This is a genomic window from Agromyces zhanjiangensis (genome assembly GCF_040496055.1).
Classification (GTDB): domain Bacteria; phylum Actinomycetota; class Actinomycetes; order Actinomycetales; family Microbacteriaceae; genus Agromyces; species Agromyces zhanjiangensis.
This window is the reverse complement of record NZ_JBEPKB010000013.1, coordinates 1-16,993: the sequence shown is the minus strand read 5'-3', so window position 1 is coordinate 16,993 and position 16,993 is coordinate 1. Positions and strand designations below refer to the sequence as shown.

Below are 16,993 nucleotides of genomic sequence, written 5' to 3'. Positions count from 1 at the left end.
AGGCGCTCGTCGTGCGCGTCACGGACTCGTGGACGTCGCCGTCGGCTCCTGCCTGATCGCGACGAGCCGGGCGCCGATGAGCAGCGGCAGCCCGAGCAGGCTGGCGAGCAGGGCCGAGACCGCAGCCCCGGAGAGCATGTACGGCAGCGTGGACATCAGGTAGTAGCGCCGCTGCGCGTCTCGGTCGGTGTCGTCGAAGATCGCGCCCGAGTCGAGTTCGACGAGCCACGAGGTCATGACCCAGAGCACGACGAGCCCGAGCACGCCGAGGACGACGAGCGCGATGACGTTCGGCGAGAGGATCGCCCGACGGACCTCCATCAGCGGGCTCCGGTCGCGGACGTCCGGCTGGTTCGCGTGACGGGGCGCCGGGTCCGTCGGATGCCGTCGGCGACGGTCAGCACCGCGATTCCGGTGACCGCCGAACCGAGCAGGGCCGGACCGGCGGAATAGGCGAACGCCCGCATCGTCATGTCGCCCGAGCCCTGCCCCGGCGCGCCGAACGGGCCCTGGTCCACGACGACGGAGACCGACCACATCCCGATCAGCAGCGCGAGCGCGGCCACACCCCAGGCGACGCCGAAGGCGACGCGCATGATGCGGTCGGCCTCCGCCTGCCGGACGGGGCGTCCGGGCACCCGGGCGGCTCCGCTCGGGGCGAGGGGGCCCGGCACGTCGGTGGGCTCCGAGTCCCCGGTCGGCTCCGAGGCCACCGAGGCCGAGGCCGACGTGACCGCCTCGGACGTCGCCGGTGGGAGCGCCTGCGGCCCGCCGCGGCCCTCGTCCACTCCGGCAGCGACCGACATCCCCGCGGCGTCGCCGGTCGGATCATCGGTCGGCGCGGCGACCGGCGGCGGCCCGGGGTCCTGATCGCGGACCTCCTCGGGCTGTCGCGGCACCCCGGCATCCGCAGACCCGTCCCAGCCTCGCTGGAAGCGCGGGTCGTACCGCGGGTCGATGTCGCGCCCGGGCTGGTCGGTCATGACCGTCAGTCCTCCTCGGGTTCCCCGCTCAGGATGCCGCGCAGCCAGTCGCGCGCCTCGATGAAGATCTCGTCGTCGTACTTCGAGTGGTACTCGACCTCGCGGCGGTCGGCGCGTGGGTAGGAGCCGAGGAAGATCACCTTCGGACTGAAGCGGCGGAGGCCGAGCAGCGAGTCGTACACGCGCTCGTCCTCGACGTGGCCGTCGAGGTCGATGACGAACCGGTAGCGGCCCATCTCGTCGCCGATCGGGCGCGACTGCAGGAGCGACATGTTGACGCCGCGCGTCGAGAACTGCTCGAGCATCGCCAGCAGCGAGCCCGGCTCGTCGTCGGGCAGTTCGACGATGACGCTCGTCTTGTCGGCACCGGTGCGCGCCGGGATCCGCCGCGACCGGCTGACCAGCACGAACCGGGTCATGGCGTTCGGGTTGTCGCCGATCGACTCGGCCAGCACCTCGACGTCGAGGTGGTCGACGATGCCGGGCGGGGCGACCGCGGCATCCGCCAGGCCGTTCTCGAAGAGGGATGCCGCGGCCTGGACGTTGCTCGTCGCGGGCAGGTGGGCGTGGTCGGGGAGTTCGCGCTCGAGCCATCCGCGCGACTGCGCGTAGGCCACCGGGTGGGCGTTGACGACGCGGACCTCGTCGAGCCGCGTGCCGGGGCGCGCGACGAGCACGAAGTTCACGGGCACGAGGTACTCGCCGACGATGCGGAGGCCGGCGACGGTCGCGAGCGCGTCCTGCGTGGCAGACACGCCGCCGTCGACCGAGTTCTCGATCGCGATCATCGCGGCGGTGGAGCGCCCGTCGACGACGTCGGCGAGGGCCTCCCCCACGTTGTTGACGCTGCGCCAGTGCTTGCCCGCCGCCTCGGGCACCTGCTTGAGCGCGGCCTCGGTGAACGTGCCGGCCGGCCCGAGGTACGAGTACGTCTCGTCGGGGTGTGGGTGGGCGGCATCCGTCATGCCGCAAGCCTACGGCGCGAGGTCCACGCATGACCTCGGTCTGAATTCGGGACGGCCGGGCGCGTCACCTCGGGACGCGCGCGCAGGATTCAGGATGGGCGGGCTCGGTCCGGGCCGGGCACGAGGCGAATCGGCGCCCCACCGCGTGCCCCCTCGTCCGCGTCCTGGATTGCGCGCAGGCTGGTCGTCAGCCGATCCTGAATTCTGGACGCTCGCACGGGAGCGAGGCGACGCGAGACCTGACGAGTCGGGGCGGGGGCGACATGACGACGACGGATGCCGCGGCGGCGCGCCGCGCGGTGCCGACCGACGAGGAGCGGCGCATCGCCCTGCGTCGCATGAAGCGCATCGCCCTCGGCCTGCTGCTCGTGGCCGCCGCGGTCTTCGCGGTCGCCTTCCCCCTCCAGGAGAGCATGCCCTGGATGGGCTTCGTGCGCGCCGCGGCCGAGGGCGCGATGGTCGGCGCGATCGCCGACTGGTTCGCGGTCACGGCGCTGTTCCGGCATCCGCTCGGGCTGCCGATCCCGCACACGGCGATCATCCCGCGCCGGAAGGACGAGATCGGCGCGACCCTGGGCGCCTTCGTCGAGGATGAGTTCCTCTCCGAGGCCGTCGTCACCGGCAAGCTGCGCTCGATGGGCGTCGCCCGGCGACTCGGCGAGTGGCTGCGAGAGCCCGAGAACGCCGAGCGGGTGACCGCCGAGGCCTCCGTCGCCGGACGCGGCGTGCTCTCGCTCCTCGGCGACGACGACGTGGCGGACGTCATCGAGCAGCTCGCCCGACGGCACCTGCTGGAGCCGGAGTGGGGGCCCGCGATCGGACGGGTCGGCGCCAGGCTCGTCGCCGCCGACCAGCAGCGCGCGGCGGTCGACGCCGTGCTCGAGAAGGTCGAGACGTGGCTGGCCGCGCACCCGGAGGCGTTCGGCACCATGGTCTCCAGCCGGCTGCCGAAGTGGGTGCCGGGCTTCGTCGGCGGGCTCGTCGACGACCGGGCCTACCGTGAGGTGCTCGCGTTCGCCAGGTCCGTGCGCGACGAGCCGCGGCATCCGCTGCGCCTCGCGATCGACCGCTGGCTGGCCGAGGTCGCCGACGACCTCCAGCACGACCCGGCGATGATCGAGCGCATCGAGCGGCTGAAGCTCGACCTCGTCGAGAGCCCTCGCCTGCGCGAGTTCGCGGGCGAGGTGTGGGACTCGGTCAAGGTCTCGATCGCCGCGTCGCTCGAGGACCCGGCGAGCGAGCTGCGCACCGGCGTGCGCTCGGCGCTCATCGAGGTCGGCACCCGCCTCGCCGCCGACGAGGAGCTCGCCGCGAAGGTCGACGTCTGGGTGACGGATGCCGCGGCCTACGTCGTCGGCAAGTACCGCCACGAGATCGCGGGGGTCATCACCGAGACCGTGGAGCGGTGGGACCCGACCGAGACGACCCAGAAGATCGAGCTGCAGGTCGGGCGCGACCTGCAGTACATCCGCATCAACGGCACGGTCGTCGGGGCGCTGGCCGGGCTCGCGATCCACTCGATCGCCACCGCGATCGGGGCCCTCGCCTGACCTCCGAGCCCGCCGAGAGGGGGTGTCGCGCGGCAGGCGTGCGCGGCAGACTTGGGGCATGCACGAGCGAGCGGGAACCCCGGCGACCGAATCCGACCTGATCGACGTGGAGGCCCTGCTGAGGGCCTACTACGACCTGCATCCGGATGCCTCGATCCCCGAGCAGCGGGTCGTCTTCGGCACCTCGGGCCACCGCGGCTCGTCGCTGAACACCGCGTTCAACGAGGACCACATCCTCGCGATCACGCAGGCCATCGTCGAGTACCGCGCGGGGCAGGGCATCACCGGCCCGCTGTTCATCGGCGCCGACACGCACGCACTGAGCGGCCCCGCCCAGACGACGGCGCTCGACGTGCTCGTCGCCAACGGCGTGCGCGTGCTCACCGACGAGTACGACGACTACGTGCCGACGCCGGCGCTCAGCCACGCGATCCTCAGCTGGAACAACGACCCCGAGCGCCGCGCCGAGGGCGAGGCCGACGGCATCGTCATCACCCCGAGCCACAACCCGCCGCAGGACGGCGGCTTCAAGTACAACCCGCCGCACGGCGGCCCGGCCGACTCGGACGCCACCAGCTGGATCGCGAACCGCGCCAACGAGCTCATCGCAGACGGGTGCCGCGATGTGAACCAGGCCGAGCCGAGCGCGGTCGAGACCTACGACTTCCGCGGCCGCTACGTCGACGACCTGGCGAGCATCATCGACTTCGACGCGATCAGGGCGAGCGGCATCAGGATCGGCGCCGACCCGCTGGGCGGCGCGTCGGTCGGCTACTGGGGCGCGATCCGCGACCGCTACGGCATCGACCTCACGGTCGTGAACGAGAAGGTCGACACGCGCTGGTCGTTCATGACCCTCGACTGGGACGGCAAGATCCGCATGGACCCGTCGAGCCCCAACGCGATGGCCTCGGTGCTCGCGAACCGCGAGGGGTACGACATCCTCACCGGCAACGACGCCGACGCCGACCGCCACGGCATCGTCACGCCCGACGGCGGCCTGATGAACCCGAACCACTACCTCGCGGTCGCGATCGAGTACCTCTACACGCACCGGCCCGACTGGCCGGCGGATGCCGCGATCGGCAAGACGCTCGTCTCGAGCTCGATGATCGACCGCGTCGCAGAGTCGCTCGGCCGCCGCCTCTGGGAGGTTCCGGTCGGCTTCAAGTGGTTCGTGCCCGGCCTCATCGACGGCTCGGTCGCGTTCGGCGGCGAGGAGAGCGCGGGGGCGTCGTTCCTCCGCAAGGACGGCACCGTCTGGACGACCGACAAGGACGGCATCCTGCTGTGCCTGCTGGCCTCCGAGATCCGCGCGGTGACGGGCAAGTCGCCGAGCGAGCTGTACGCCGAACTCGTCGAGCGCTTCGGCGCGCCGGCCTACGAGCGCACGGATGCCGCGGCATCCGCTGCGCAGAAGTCCGCGCTCGGCAAGCTCGACGGCGACGCGATCTCGGCGACCGAGCTCGCGGGCGAGCCGATCACGGCGAAGCTCTCGCACGCACCGGGCAACGGGGCCGCCGTCGGCGGTGTGAAGGTCGCGACGGAGCACGCGTGGTTCGCGGCGCGGCCGAGCGGCACCGAAGACGTCTACAAGATCTACGCGGAGTCGTTCAGCGGCCCGGAGCACCTCGCCGAGGTGCAGGCCGAGGCCAAGCGGATCGTCGACGCGGCGCTCGGCTCGGCGTAGGCGGGCGCGCGCCCGGGCAAGCGCACCGCCGCGTCCCTGTCAAGCCGGGGCGCGGCGCTGCCGCCGTGCCTAGCATGACGTCGTGACCAACCTCGTCGTGATCCCCTGGCGTCCGGCGCCGTCGCGGATCCCCTCGTTCGACCGCGTCCTCGCCTGGTACCGGACCGAGCTGCCGGAGTTCCGCATCGAGACGATCGACAGCGACGACGACGTGTTCGTGCTGGCGCGCACGCGCAACCTCGCCGTCGCCCGACTCGCCGACCCCGACGACGTCGTCGTCATCAACGACGCCGACACCCTGCCCGAGGCGGCGACGCTTCGGGAGGCGATCGCGGCAGCTCGCACGAGCGGGCGGGTGCACCTGCCCTACACGACGTACCGCTGGCTCGGGCCCGAGGGCACCGCCGAACTCGCCACCGGCGTCTCGCCGGCCGACTGCTCGCACGTGGTCGTCGACGGGGCCTGCTCCGGGGTCTACGTCACGACGGCGCGGACGTGGGCGGCGCACGGCGGGCAGGACGAGCGGTTCCGGGGGTGGGGGTTCGAGGACTCCGCCTGGCGGCTCGCGCACGAGACCCTCCTCGGCGCACCACCGCAGCGGCACGGGGGCACCGTCTACGCGCTCTCGCACGAGCCCGAGGTGCGCGCCGGAGCGCAGTACGACCGGAACGCCGCACTGATGGGGCGTTATCGCGACGCATTCTGCGACGTCGACGAGATGACCGCGCTCGTCGCCGAGGGCCTGGCCGTGAGGGCCTCGAACGCGACCTCGGGCCCGGGCCTCGCGGCCTGAGCCGCAGCGACGGCGTCGAGACTCCGACGAGCGTCTGCGGGAAGGTCGAGCACGCGGCGGAGGGCGCCCGCGAGTTCCTCCGTGGTCGCGCCGTTCGGATCCAGGGCCTCGCCGAAGCCCGCCCACTCCACCGCGGCGGCACCGGCGAACTGGTCGGTCGAGAACGGCAGGACCACCAGGGGCACGCCCGACCCGATCGCCTCGGTCACGGAGTTGTTGCCGCCGTGCGTGACGGCCGCGGCCGCCGCGCCCAGCAGCCGCACCTGGGGCAGGTAGTCGCGCACCAGCCAGTCGCGCGGCAGGTCGCCGAGTTCCCCCGCGTCGGTCGACCCCGTCGCGACGGCCGCGGTCGCGCCGATCATGCGGAGCGCGTCGGCGACCCGCGCGAGGACGTCGCCGCGGACCGAGAGGAAGCTCCCGAAGCTCACGTAGACGAAGGACCGACGGTGCTCGAGCCACGCCTCGACCTCCGCGTCCTCCGCCTCGTCGCGTCGTGCCGAACCGAGGAACCGGTGAGGCGGGAGGAGGCGTCGCCGGGCGTCGTCCACCAGCTCGGAGGGGTAGTTGTACAGCACGAGCGGGCCGTGCTCGGCGAACGCGTCGTCGACGGCGCGATGGCCCGGGTCGAGGGTGCTCGCCGCGCGATTCCACTCGCCGGTGAACCGCTCCGCGACGGTTCGGCACAGGTGCTCCAACGCCTCGAGCCCGCCGGGATCGGGGTCGAACGCCGAGGGCCACGCCGGTGGCAGGCCGTAGACCTCTGTCCCCACCGGCAGGGCACTCGGATGGCCCAGCACGACGTCGCCGTGGGGCGTGCCCGCGCCCAGCAGCCCGAGTCGCGCGCTGAACGCGAGGTGGTCGACGAGCACCTGGTCGGGAGCGAGGTCGTCGACGATCCGCGCGGTCTCCGCGGCACGGCCGACCGGGTCCCACATCAGGTCGGTGAGCCGCTCCCGCGCCTGGTAGCCGAGCGTCGCCAGCGCACCCTCCTCGGTGGCGCGGAAGAAGCCGCGGAGCGACGCGCCCTCGTCGGGCGGCTGCTCCCCCGCGGCGATGACGCCCGGATTGGAGCCGCGCCCCAGTCGGAGGTCACGGCGCTCGAACCCGAACGCCCCGACGATGCCGGCGGTCGCCGGTCCGCTCGCGACCACGACGCGTTCGCCGCGGTCCCGCCACGCCGTCGCGAGCGTCGCGAGCGGGAGCAGGTGGGACGCGTAGTCGGGGCTGATCACGAGGAGCGTCATCGCGCGCGCTCCGCGGATTCGAGCAGGCCCGCCTCGTCGCGCGCGACGGTCCGGTACACGCCGCCGAGGGCCTCGGCCATCCGCTGGACCGTGAAGCGCTCGCGGACCACGGTGCGCGAGCGCTCCGCCCGTCGGTCGTCGGGTTCGGCCCGTGCCGCGGTCACCGCCGCATCCACCGCGGAGCCCAGCTGCGCGACATCCCACGTGGCCGTGAGGATGCCCGTCTCGCCGTCGTCGACGTAGGTCGCCGGTCCGCCGCCGTCGGGCGCGACTACGAACAGCCCGGCCGCCATCGCCTCGAGCAGCGCGATGCCGAACTCCTCCTTCAGGCTGGCGCACACGTAGACGCCGCCGGGAGCGACCGCCCGCGGCACCCCGAGCCGGGCTCCCGCGAGCCAGCGTGCGACGACGTCGTTGGGCCGGTGGCCCGGCATCAGGAGCCCGCGATGCGCCCGCTCGGCCGCCGGCACGAGGGCGTCGATCCGATCGAGCTGCTCGCGCTCGTCCTCCGAGGGCGAGTCGAGGTCGCCGCCGACCAGCAGGAGGTTCGCCTGCGACGCGATCGACGAGGCCGCCCACGCCTCCACGAGCGAGGCCATCCCCTTCACGCGGTGCAGGCGGCCGACGCTCAGGATCAGAGGCAGGCCGCGACGTTCGGGGGCAAGCCCGTCGACGAGGTCGCGGAGCTCGTCGAGCGCGGGCGACGCGCCCGTGTCGTGACGGTAGGCCTCCGCCTCGGCCACAGCGCGGTCGATCGCGGGGGCGTCGACGCCCTCCGGCACGACGGTGCGCCGTCCGTCGTCCGAGGAGGAGTCGACTCCGAGGAGGCGACGCAGGTCCTCCTCGAGCCGCGGTCGCGGGAACAGCACCGTGTGCGCGGCGTTGGCGGCCAGCCGGTGGACCAGCCGGGTGCGGAACCAGAAGTGCTCCACCAGGTCGACCCGGCCGAAGTCGCCACGACCGACGCGGCCCGACCGGTCGAGCGAGTCGATCACCGCGTGCGGATCGGGTGCGAGCGTGAAGACCACCGGCGTGCCGAGCTCGCGTGCCACGTCCGCCGCGGCGAGGCTCCCGACGTCGGCCATCCGCAGGTGGAGCACGTCGACGCCGCCCGCGGCGCGCAGGATCCGACGGATGCCCCGCCGTGCCGCGACGCGCAGCGGCCACGCGTCGGAGGCCGGGACGGGGTCGTGCAGGAGCGGGATGCGGCCGTACTCGTGTCCCCGCTCCGACGCCTCGACGGAGACGAGATCGTCGAGGGCACCGGTGACGGAGCCGCGCGACAGCGTGATGACCCGGTCGACGGCGGTCCCGGGATCGCGGACGAGGGCGTCGCCGAGTCGGACGAGCAGGGTCGCGATGCCGCCGTTGTCCCCCGCGCCGGCGGTGCTCATCGCCGGGTCGATGTCGGCGTGGAGGAACAGCTGCGCCACCGTCGCACCCGTCGCGCCTCGTGAACGGATCGGTCCGGTCGCGGCCACGTCGACGAGCGCGAGGCGCGCGACCGCACCGAGCGTTCCGCCGGCCGCGGCGATCGACTCCAGCGTCGCCGTGACCGCGACCGGGTCGGGACGCTGGCCGAGCGCCGCGACCGCCGCGATGCGGACCTGCTCCGGCTCGGCCGGGTCCGAGGCGAGGCGCACCAGCGGTGCGGTGGCGAGCCGATCCCGGACGAGTCCCAGCGTCTCGACGAGCCGCGCCCGCCGGGCCGGATCGTCGATGCCGAGCAGGCCGCCCTCGACGCCCGCCACGAGCGGAGCCGGGGCGAATCCCGACCACTGCTCGAGGGTGCGCTGGGCGAGCATGCCGGTGAATCCGCCGGCGACGACCATGCGCAGGAGGCCCCCCACGGCCGCATGCCGAGGCAGGCCGGATCCGAGCGCCCAGGCGGCGTGCTCGCGCTCGAACTCCCGATCGTCCGCCAGGAGGTCGACCAGCACGCGGGACGCCTCCTCGTCGAGCATTCCGGCGAGCGCGTGCGTCGCGGCGATCGCGGCGAGCTCGTCGTCTCCGCGTGCCACCCGATGGAGGATCCGGATGGTGCGTGCGCCGGGGTCGCGCCCGGCCTCGAACGCGAGATCGTCCGCCGCACGCATCGCGTCGATGATCGTGGGCGCGGCGAGCACGTCGTCGAGTGCGGTCATGACCCCCATGGCGATCCCCCTGCCCGCGGCGCTCGACGCGGCTGGATCCGACGTCGACGGCGCATGCGATCTGGATGATACTTCGGCACAATGGACGTTCCTGTCACCCGGTTGACAGTTCGCTGGGAGGTGGCGCGCATGCGGATCGTGGCGATCGGCGACGTCGGCGTCGTGGACGGGATGATGCACATCGGCGACGAGGCGATGTTCGACGCCATGGTCGACGCGCTTCGCGATCGGGGCGTCGACGCGGTCACGGCGATCTCCGCCGCACCGGAGGAGACCGCGGACCGGTACGACCTCGCCGCCGTCGCGCGCATCGGCTTCAGCGGAACGCGCGCACGGATGGATGAGCGGCTCGAGGCGGTGCGGTCCGCCTCGGGCGGAGCGCCGACCCTCGCCGACGGCGACCCGGCTGCGGCCGTGATCGAGGCCGTCGCCGGGGCCGACGCCGTGGTGATCGCGGGCGGGGGGAACCTCGCGTCGAACTGGCCGACGCACGTCTTCGAGCGCGCGGCGCTCGGCGCGATCGCGGAGGAACTCGGACGCCCGCTGGTCGTCTCCGGCCAGACCCTCGGCCCGTGGCTCGATGGGCCCGACCGGGCGCTCGTCGCCGAGCTCCTGCGATCCGCCCGGCTCGTCGGCGTGCGCGAACCGGCGTCGCTGGCGCTCGCGCGCGAGCTCGGCGTGCCGACCGATCGACTCGCCGGCACCCGCGACGATGCGAGCTTCCTCGGGATCGGCGACCCGCGGTCCGATGCGGGCCCCGACCTCGACGCCGGCCCCGGCGCCGGCGGCTCGGAGCCGTACGTGCTCGCCAGCCTCTCGCTCCACCTCGGCGGCCTTCCGCGCGACGAGACGGTCCGAGGCCTCGCCTCGGCACTCGACCGCGTGGCGGATCGCGTCGGCGCGCCCGTGCGCTTCCACCCGCACTTCGGCTCGCTCGATCCGGGGATCGAGGCCGGCGACGAGGTGCTCCACGCCGCCGTCCGCGACGCCATGTGCTCACCCGCCGAGGTGCTCCAGCCCGGCGACGCGCGCTCAGCGGCGCGGCTCGCGCGCGCCGCGGCGATGCTCGTGACGAGTCGCTACCACCCGGCGGTGTTCGCCACCGCTGCCGGCGTCCCGGTCGCCGCGCTCTCGGCCGACGACTACACCGCCGTGAAGCTGCGGGGCGCGACCGGCTGGTGGGGCCAGGACGGCGTGATCCCGCTCGGCCTGGCCGCGTCCGGCGAGGGAGACGACGCGCTCGGTCGCGTCTGGGAGCGCCGGGCGACGACCCGGACGACGGCGCTGGCGCTGCGCGACCGGGCGATGGAGGAGTCCGCGAGCTGGTTCGACCGCGTCGCCGGTATCGTCGCGGGGTGAGCGCTCAGCGCAGCGAGAAGTACGACACCGAGCCGCCGCCCGTCGCGAGCGCGACGTCGACGTCCCAGTAGTCGGCGTCCTTCGTGTGGCCGCCGACCCAGACCTTCGTGCCGTCGTCGGTGTGCTCGACCCGGGTGACGACGGCCGTGTGGTCGCGGTCTCCCGAGCCGTCCCAGTCGAACTGGGCGATGTCGCCGACCTTGACCTCGCCGCGCTGCGCGTCGGTGAGCTCGGTCGCGACGTCGGTGCGCGTGCGCAGGTAGTCGCGCAGCGCGGTCGAGCTCGACCACGCGCTCGTCATCTGCCCGGTGCCGCGGTCGTAGTTCCACGCGGCGTCCATCTCCCAGCCGCGCGCGATGAGCGACTGGCTGGCGAAGTTCGCGCAGTCGACGCCGCCCAGGACGGCGTACTCGGCGGTGTTGTAGTTCGACCAGTGCGCGAGCACGTACGAGACCTGCGCCTCGATGCCGGGGTCGTCGGTGTACGTGATCGAGAGCGGTTCGCGGTCGACCTCGTGGGCCTCGAGCGGGGCGGACGCCTCGATGATGCCCTGGACCGAGGTCGTGATCGACGCGGGGGCGGATGCCACGGGCACCTCGACGTCGACGGTCGAGCCGTCGGCGCCCGCGAGGACCACCTCGGCGTCGCCCCGCACGGAGTCGTCGACCGCGGGCACGGCGAACGTGATCGTGGCGGCGTCGGACTCCACGATCTCCGCCGGGGCGCCGGCGACGGTGACCTCGGCGACGTGGTCGAGGTTGCGGCCCTCGACCGTGATCCGCGTGCCGCCCGTGAACGGCGCCTCGCTCGCGGACAACTCGGTCGTGACGACCGGGCGGTCGTCCGTCGTCACCGGGGGGATGACGCTGTCGTCCTCGCCGGTGGACGCCGCGAGCTCGTCGATCGCGGCCTCCCGCGCGGACGTGTTCGCCGCGGCCGTGCCGTCCATGCCGTTCACGAGCACGCCGCCGCCGACGGCGCTGCCGAGGAGGAACGCCGCGCACGCCACGAGGAGGGGCCGGCGCGGGCCGCTCGAGGGGCGACGGTTGCCCCGGCGGTCGGCGCGGTGCCGCGGGAACCCGAAGCTCGCGCCGACTCCGCGGATGCCGGCGGTGCGGGCGCCGGCATCCGCACCGCCCGGGTGGGGCGCGGCCGGGTCGGGGGCGCCCGGGTCGCCGGCGCTCGGCTCGGGGGCGGTCGGCTCGGCCGGATCGGGCACGGTCGAGTCGACGGACGTCGCCGCACCGGCGGCCGCGGCATCGGGGTTCGGCTCGGCCGGATCGGGCACGGTCGAGTCGATGGGGGTCCGGGGTCCGGGCGCGGCCGGGGTGAACGTCGACCGGGCCGCGCCGGGGCGGGTCGGCTCCGCGGATGCCGTCCGCACCACACCGGACTCGGGAAGGTCGAGCTCGGCGCGGATCGCGGCGAGCGCCGCGCCCCGACGGCCGTCGGGCTCGACGTCGGCGGAGGGCTGCGTCAGGTCGAAGTCGCGCGCGGCATCAGGGTGGGGAGCGCGGTACGTCGAGCGGCGGTGGGCAGGCTGGAGGAGGTTTCGTGGCACGAGGCGTGGGGCTGTTCCGTGTCGGCATTTCGGGGGACACCACAGCCCATCACGCGATCTTGTGAGGTTCCCTCGCGCCTACTGGGAGGACCGTGAGAGCGCGATCATCGGCGCCGTCGTCGCCTCGGACGCCCGGGCCGCTCAGGCGGTGCGTTCGCGGCGCGCTCGGCGCGCCAGCGCGACGCCGGCCACCACCAGCGGCACGAGCACGACCATCGCGACCACGTTCACGCCCGCGAAGCCGGCGAGCCCGAGCACGACACCCGAGAGCGCGGCGGATGCCGCGGCGGCGACGTTCATCGCGGCATCCGTCGCCCCCTGCAGCGCGACGCGCGAGGCCGGCTCGACCGTCGTCGTGAGCAGCGTCGAGCCGCCGATCAGGGCCGCCGACCACCCGAGCCCGAGCAATCCGAGCGCGACCGGGATGAGCACCATCGAATCGCCGGGCGCGAAGACGCCGATGAGCGTCGAGACGAGCAGGATGGCGCCGCCGAGGGCGATCACCCGCGGCGCGCCCACCCGGTCGACGAGCCAGCCCATCAGCGGGCTCGCCGCGTACATGCCCAGGATGTGGATGCTGATGACGACGCCCACCATGGCGATCGGCACCCCGTGGCCGGTCATGTGCACCGGCGTCATGACCATCACGCCCACCATGACCGTGTGCGCGCACACGATCGCGAGGATCGCCAGGCGCCCGCGAGCGTCGCGGAAGGCCGCACGGAAGGCCGGCCACGACCCGACGCGCTCGCTCGATCCGGCGCCGGAGTCGTCGGCGACGAGCCGGCCGGCCTTCGGCAGCCTGAGCACGGCGGCCGCGACGAGCGTGGCGATCGCGAAGACCGCGCCGGACAGCACGAACGGCCCGACGAGCGCCGGCAGCCCGATCGCCCGGCCGAGCTGGTCGCCGGTCGACGACAGCAGCGGCCCGGCGACCGACCCGATCGTGGTCGCCCAGAGGACGAGCGACATCGAGCGGGCCTCGAACCCGGGCGATGCCACCTCGGTCGCGGCGAACCGCGCCTGCAGGCCGGCGGCGGTGCCGGCTCCGAACGCGGCCAGGCCGAGGAAGACGACGGGCACGAGGCCGGTCGACGCCGCCACGACGATGAGCACCGCGCCGAGCGCCGACGACGCGTAGCCCGTCGCGAGTGCGACGTGCCGGCCGGAGCGGACGGCGAGCCGCGCGAGCGGGATGGCCGCGACCGCCGCACCCAGCACGCTGGCCGACTGCGAGAGGCCGCCCAGCGCCGTCACGCCCGTCAGGTCCGCGACCAGGATCGCGGCGAGCGTCATGCCGGTCGCGACGCCGATGCCCGCGAGCAGCTGGTTGACGATCAGGAGGCCCAGCTGCAGGCCCTGGCGGCCACGTGCGGGCTCGTGACCCGGCATCCGCTCACCGGCACTCGGCGAGGCGCGTCCCGCCGCAGCGGCACCCGACGGTTCCGGGCTCCGATCACTCATAGTTCGGCGCCGCCGGGAGGCCGAAGAACTCCTCGAGCGTCGTCACGCCCTTCTCGTGCATCTCGTTCGAGAGATCGGTGCCGATGTAGCGGAAGTGCCACGGCTCGAACTGGTAGCCCGTGACCTGCACCTTGTCGGCCGGGTAGCGGAGGAGGAACCCGAAGCGGTACGCGTTGTCGCGGAGCCACTGGCCTTCGGGCGTGTCACCGAAGCACACGGCCAGCGAGCAGTTGCCCGACTCCGGGCCGATGTCCATGGTGAGACCGGTCTGGTGCTCGCTGAACCCCGGGCGCGCGGTGAGCTCGTCGTCGTTGTCGTAGACCCGCTCCTGCGCCTCGTAGGACCGATAGGCGCTGTTCGAGGCGAGCGAGAGCCCCGCCTCGGCGGACGCGGCCTGGAACATCTTCACGATCGCGTCGGATGCCTCGGCGCGCATGAGCGGCTCCCACGTGTGCGGGACGGGGACGACGACGAGATCGGCGGGCTCGTAGTCCGCCGGATCCAGCGGACGGAGCTTGTCGACGACCACCCAGATGCTGTCCGGGTCGTCGATCGAGTGCGCCGTCCTGTCGAAGGTGTCGACGGGAGTCGGCGTCGACGTCGCCGTCGGGGCCGGGCGCGGGGTCGCGGTCGGTGCGGGCGACGGCGTCGGCGTCGGCGTCGGCGCGGCGGAGTCGGCCGACGGGGTGAACGCGAGGATCGCCCAGACGGCGACGGCGGCGACCAGGACCATTCCGATGAGGGCGGCGATCAGGCGGTTGCGTCGGACGCGAGGAGATGGGCCGGTTCCGGACGACATCACCCGGCGAGGCTCCAGTAGTAGACCTCGGCCCCGGGGTGCTCTTCGGTGATCGCGACGTCGACGTCGCGGTAGGCGCTGTCCTTCGTGTGCCCGGCGAAGTAGATGCGCACCTCTCCGTCGCCGCGTGCGATGCGCGTCACGATGCCCGTGTGGTCGCGGTCGCCCGACCGGTCCCAGTCGAACTGGACGACGTCGCCGAGCCGCACGAGCTCGCGTTCGTCGTCGTCGAGCGGTGTCGCGAGCTCGGGGTGGTCGGCGAGCCAGTCGTGCATCGCGGTCGAGCTGCGCCACGACGCGGTCGACGAGTACGGGTCGCCGCCGTGGTTCCACTCCTCGGTCTGCGCCCACCCGCGCGCGACCAGCGCCTGACTGGCGAAGTTGACGCAATCGTTGCCTTCCAGCACGCCCCACTCCTCGACGTTGTAGTCCGACCAGTATGCGAGGGCGTAGTCGAGTTGCGCCAGCACGGCGGGGTCGCTCGTCTCGTCGGCCACGAATCCGAGCTCGTCGCCGAAGCCGGCGACGTCGGAACCCGACTCGTCGTCGGGGGATTCGCCGTCGTCGGCGTCGATTCCGCCGTTCCGCGTCGGCGATGCCGAGTCGGCCGACGCGACCTGCGGAGGCAGCGGCGGGATGCCGCCGCAGCCGGTCAGGCAGAGCCCGCCGAGGGTGGCCACGCCGAGCAGGGTCGCCACGGCACGGCGACGGGAGGTTCGGGTTCGTGGCACGCGTTCACGCTAACCGCGACGCCTCTGAGGAAGCCGGGAGCGGGCTGCGTGCGAGCGGTGCGTCGCCGGTGCCGGAGGTGTGCGCCGCCGGGGGCGCGGGACGGTCACGCGACGGTCACGATCATCGCGACATGAGAGCGCTCTCTTGACAGATGCACTGACGACTGCTTAGTCTCGTGAACCGCATCGTGAGAGCGCTCTCACCCGAGATCACCGGCGCTTGAACGACGCGCCCGCAATCCGATTCCACGCACACAAGGGAGTGACCGTGATGCTTTCACGACGCACCAAGGCGATCGCCGCACTCGCAGGCGCCGCATCGTTCGCCCTCATCGCCACCGGCTGCGCCGCCGGCGACGACACCGCCTCGGACGACGGCGGCCCGATCGAGCTGACCGTCGCCACGTTCAACAACTTCGGCTACACCGACGAGCTCCTCCAGGAGTACATGGACGAGCACCCGGACGTGACCATCGTCCACAACGTCGCCGCCGAGTCCGGCGACGCCCGCGCCAACTACTTCCAGAAGCTCGGCAAGGGCGGCCTGGCCGACATCGAGGCGGTCGAGATCGACTGGTTCGCCGAGGCCATGCAGTACTCCGACCTGCTCGCCGAGGCGCCCGACAGCGTCAAGGGCCGCTGGCTCGACTGGAAGGAAGCCGCCGCGACGGACGCCGACGGTCGCCTCATCGGCTTCGGCACCGACATCGGCCCGCAGGGCATCTGCTACCGCGCCGACCTCTTCGAGTCCGCCGGACTCCCGAGCGACCGCGAGTCGGTCGCCGAGCTGTTCGACGGCGACTGGGAGCACTTCCTCGACGTCGCGGACGACTACCGCGAGGCCACCGGCAAGCCGATGATCGACTCGGCCAACTCGGTGCTCCAGGGCATCGTCAACCAGATCGAGTACACCTACACCGAGCCCGACGGCACCGTGATCGCCACGGAGAACCCCGAGATCGCGGACGCCTACGAGCTCGTGACCGAGCGCGCCATCCCCAACTCGGCGTACTCCGGCCAGTGGTCCGACGACTGGTTCGCCTCGATGGCGAACGGCGAGTTCGCGACCATGCTCTGCCCGGGCTGGATGCTCGGCGTCATCTCCGGCTCCGCCGCGGACGTGTCCGGCTGGGACGTCGCGGACGTCTTCCCGAACGGCGGCGGCAACTGGGGCGGGTCCTACCTGACCGTCCCGGCCGACGGCGAGAACGTCGAGGCGGCCCTCGAGCTCGCGGACTGGCTGACCAGCCCCGAGACGCAGATGAAGGCCTTCGCCAACGCGGGCACGTTCCCGAGCCAGCTCGAGGCCCTCGAGGGCGATGAGCTCGCGAGCGCGACCAACGAGTACTTCAACGACGCGCCGACCGGCGAGATCCTCTCCAGCCGCGCCGCGGCCGTGTCGGTCGCCCCGTACAAGGACGCCGACTACTTCAAGTACCACGACGCGCTCCAGAACGCGGTCAACCGCGTGTTCGACGGGTCCGAGGACGCGTCGTCGTCCTGGAACACCTGGGTCGGCGAGGTCGAGGCCTTCTAAGGCCGACACGGGGGTGCGGGCCCGCATCGGCCCGCACCCCCCCCCCCCCCCCCCCCCCCCCCCCCCCCCCCCCCCCCCCCCCCCCCCCCCCCCCCCCCCCCCCCCCCCCCCCCCCCCCCCCCCCCCCCCCCCCCCCCCCCCCCCCCCCCCCCCCCCCCCCCCCC

General features: G+C 73.5%; 14 protein-coding genes. 5 read left to right on the top strand and 9 right to left on the bottom strand.

Translation table 11 applies throughout. The annotated features are described in order from the left end of the window. Nucleotides 1-18: 18 nt before the first annotated feature. The 3 genes from ABME02_RS18085 to pheA are packed head-to-tail and all read right to left on the bottom strand — an operon-like array spanning nt 19 to nt 1,948. Nucleotides 19-321 carry a hypothetical protein gene (locus tag ABME02_RS18085; RefSeq protein ID WP_353816755.1) on the bottom strand — a complete coding sequence of 101 codons (303 nt, stop codon included), beginning with the start codon at nt 319-321 and terminating at the stop codon, nt 19-21. After that, on the bottom strand, nt 321-983 hold the full coding sequence (locus ABME02_RS18080; protein WP_353816754.1) for a hypothetical protein: 663 nt from the start codon (nt 981-983) through the stop codon (nt 321-323). Before ABME02_RS18080 ends, ABME02_RS18085 begins: the two co-directional genes overlap by 1 nt. Nucleotides 984-988: 5 nt before the next feature. Further along, nucleotides 989-1,948 (bottom strand): prephenate dehydratase, encoded by a 960-nt coding sequence (pheA, locus tag ABME02_RS18075; RefSeq protein ID WP_353816753.1) that lies wholly within the window; start codon nt 1,946-1,948, stop codon nt 989-991. Between the two features lie 263 nt (nt 1,949-2,211). Between pheA and ABME02_RS18070 the strand changes: the two genes are divergently transcribed. From ABME02_RS18070 to ABME02_RS18060, 3 genes are all read left to right on the top strand, one after another. After that, nucleotides 2,212-3,498: a DUF445 domain-containing protein gene (locus ABME02_RS18070; RefSeq protein WP_353816752.1), complete on the top strand. Its 1,287-nt coding sequence runs from the start codon at nt 2,212-2,214 to the stop codon at nt 3,496-3,498. Nucleotides 3,499-3,556: 58 nt separating this feature from the next. Then, entirely contained in the window at nt 3,557-5,188 is a 1,632-nt protein-coding gene (gene pgm / locus ABME02_RS18065; protein WP_353816751.1) for a phosphoglucomutase (alpha-D-glucose-1,6-bisphosphate-dependent), read from the top strand. Between the two features lie 82 nt (nt 5,189-5,270). After that, the gene (locus ABME02_RS18060; protein WP_353816750.1) at nt 5,271-5,981 is read left to right on the top strand and encodes a hypothetical protein; all 711 of its coding nucleotides are present in this window, start codon (nt 5,271-5,273) and stop codon (nt 5,979-5,981) included. On the opposite strand, the gene ABME02_RS18055 is transcribed toward ABME02_RS18060, so the two are convergent. Next, the gene (locus ABME02_RS18055; protein ID WP_353816749.1) at nt 5,876-7,225 is read right to left on the bottom strand and encodes a nucleotide disphospho-sugar-binding domain-containing protein; all 1,350 of its coding nucleotides are present in this window, start codon (nt 7,223-7,225) and stop codon (nt 5,876-5,878) included. The two genes, ABME02_RS18060 and ABME02_RS18055, sit on opposite strands and share 106 nt — an antisense overlap. Next, complete coding sequence (locus tag ABME02_RS18050) at nt 7,222-9,378, bottom strand: glycosyltransferase (protein ID WP_353816748.1); 2,157 nt, start codon at nt 9,376-9,378, stop codon at nt 7,222-7,224. Before ABME02_RS18050 ends, ABME02_RS18055 begins: the two co-directional genes overlap by 4 nt. Before the next feature lie 129 nt (nt 9,379-9,507). Between ABME02_RS18050 and ABME02_RS18045 the strand changes: the two genes are divergently transcribed. Next, nucleotides 9,508-10,737 carry a polysaccharide pyruvyl transferase family protein gene (locus ABME02_RS18045; protein ID WP_353816747.1) on the top strand — a complete coding sequence of 410 codons (1,230 nt, stop codon included), beginning with the start codon at nt 9,508-9,510 and terminating at the stop codon, nt 10,735-10,737. A gap of 4 nt (nt 10,738-10,741) precedes the next feature. On the opposite strand, the gene ABME02_RS18040 is transcribed toward ABME02_RS18045, so the two are convergent. The 4 genes from ABME02_RS18040 to ABME02_RS18025 all read right to left on the bottom strand — a co-directional run bounded on the left by ABME02_RS18040 (nt 10,742) and on the right by ABME02_RS18025 (nt 15,292). After that, complete coding sequence (locus tag ABME02_RS18040) at nt 10,742-12,298, bottom strand: amidase domain-containing protein (protein ID WP_353816746.1); 1,557 nt, start codon at nt 12,296-12,298, stop codon at nt 10,742-10,744. A 141-nt stretch (nt 12,299-12,439) separates the two neighbouring features. Then, a complete protein-coding gene (locus ABME02_RS18035) occupies nt 12,440-13,690 on the bottom strand; it encodes an MFS transporter (RefSeq protein WP_353816745.1) in 1,251 nt (416 codons plus the stop codon). Between the two features lie 64 nt (nt 13,691-13,754). Further along, the gene (locus ABME02_RS18030; protein ID WP_353816744.1) at nt 13,755-14,495 is read right to left on the bottom strand and encodes a M15 family metallopeptidase; all 741 of its coding nucleotides are present in this window, start codon (nt 14,493-14,495) and stop codon (nt 13,755-13,757) included. Nucleotides 14,496-14,560: 65 nt separating this feature from the next. Next, nucleotides 14,561-15,292, bottom strand: coding sequence for an amidase domain-containing protein (locus ABME02_RS18025; RefSeq protein WP_353816743.1), 732 nt, complete (start codon nt 15,290-15,292; stop codon nt 14,561-14,563). Nucleotides 15,293-15,563: 271 nt separating this feature from the next. Between ABME02_RS18025 and ABME02_RS18020 the strand changes: the two genes are divergently transcribed. Beyond that, nucleotides 15,564-16,829 carry an ABC transporter substrate-binding protein gene (locus ABME02_RS18020; RefSeq protein WP_353816742.1) on the top strand — a complete coding sequence of 422 codons (1,266 nt, stop codon included), beginning with the start codon at nt 15,564-15,566 and terminating at the stop codon, nt 16,827-16,829. Nucleotides 16,830-16,993: the final 164 nt, after the last annotated feature.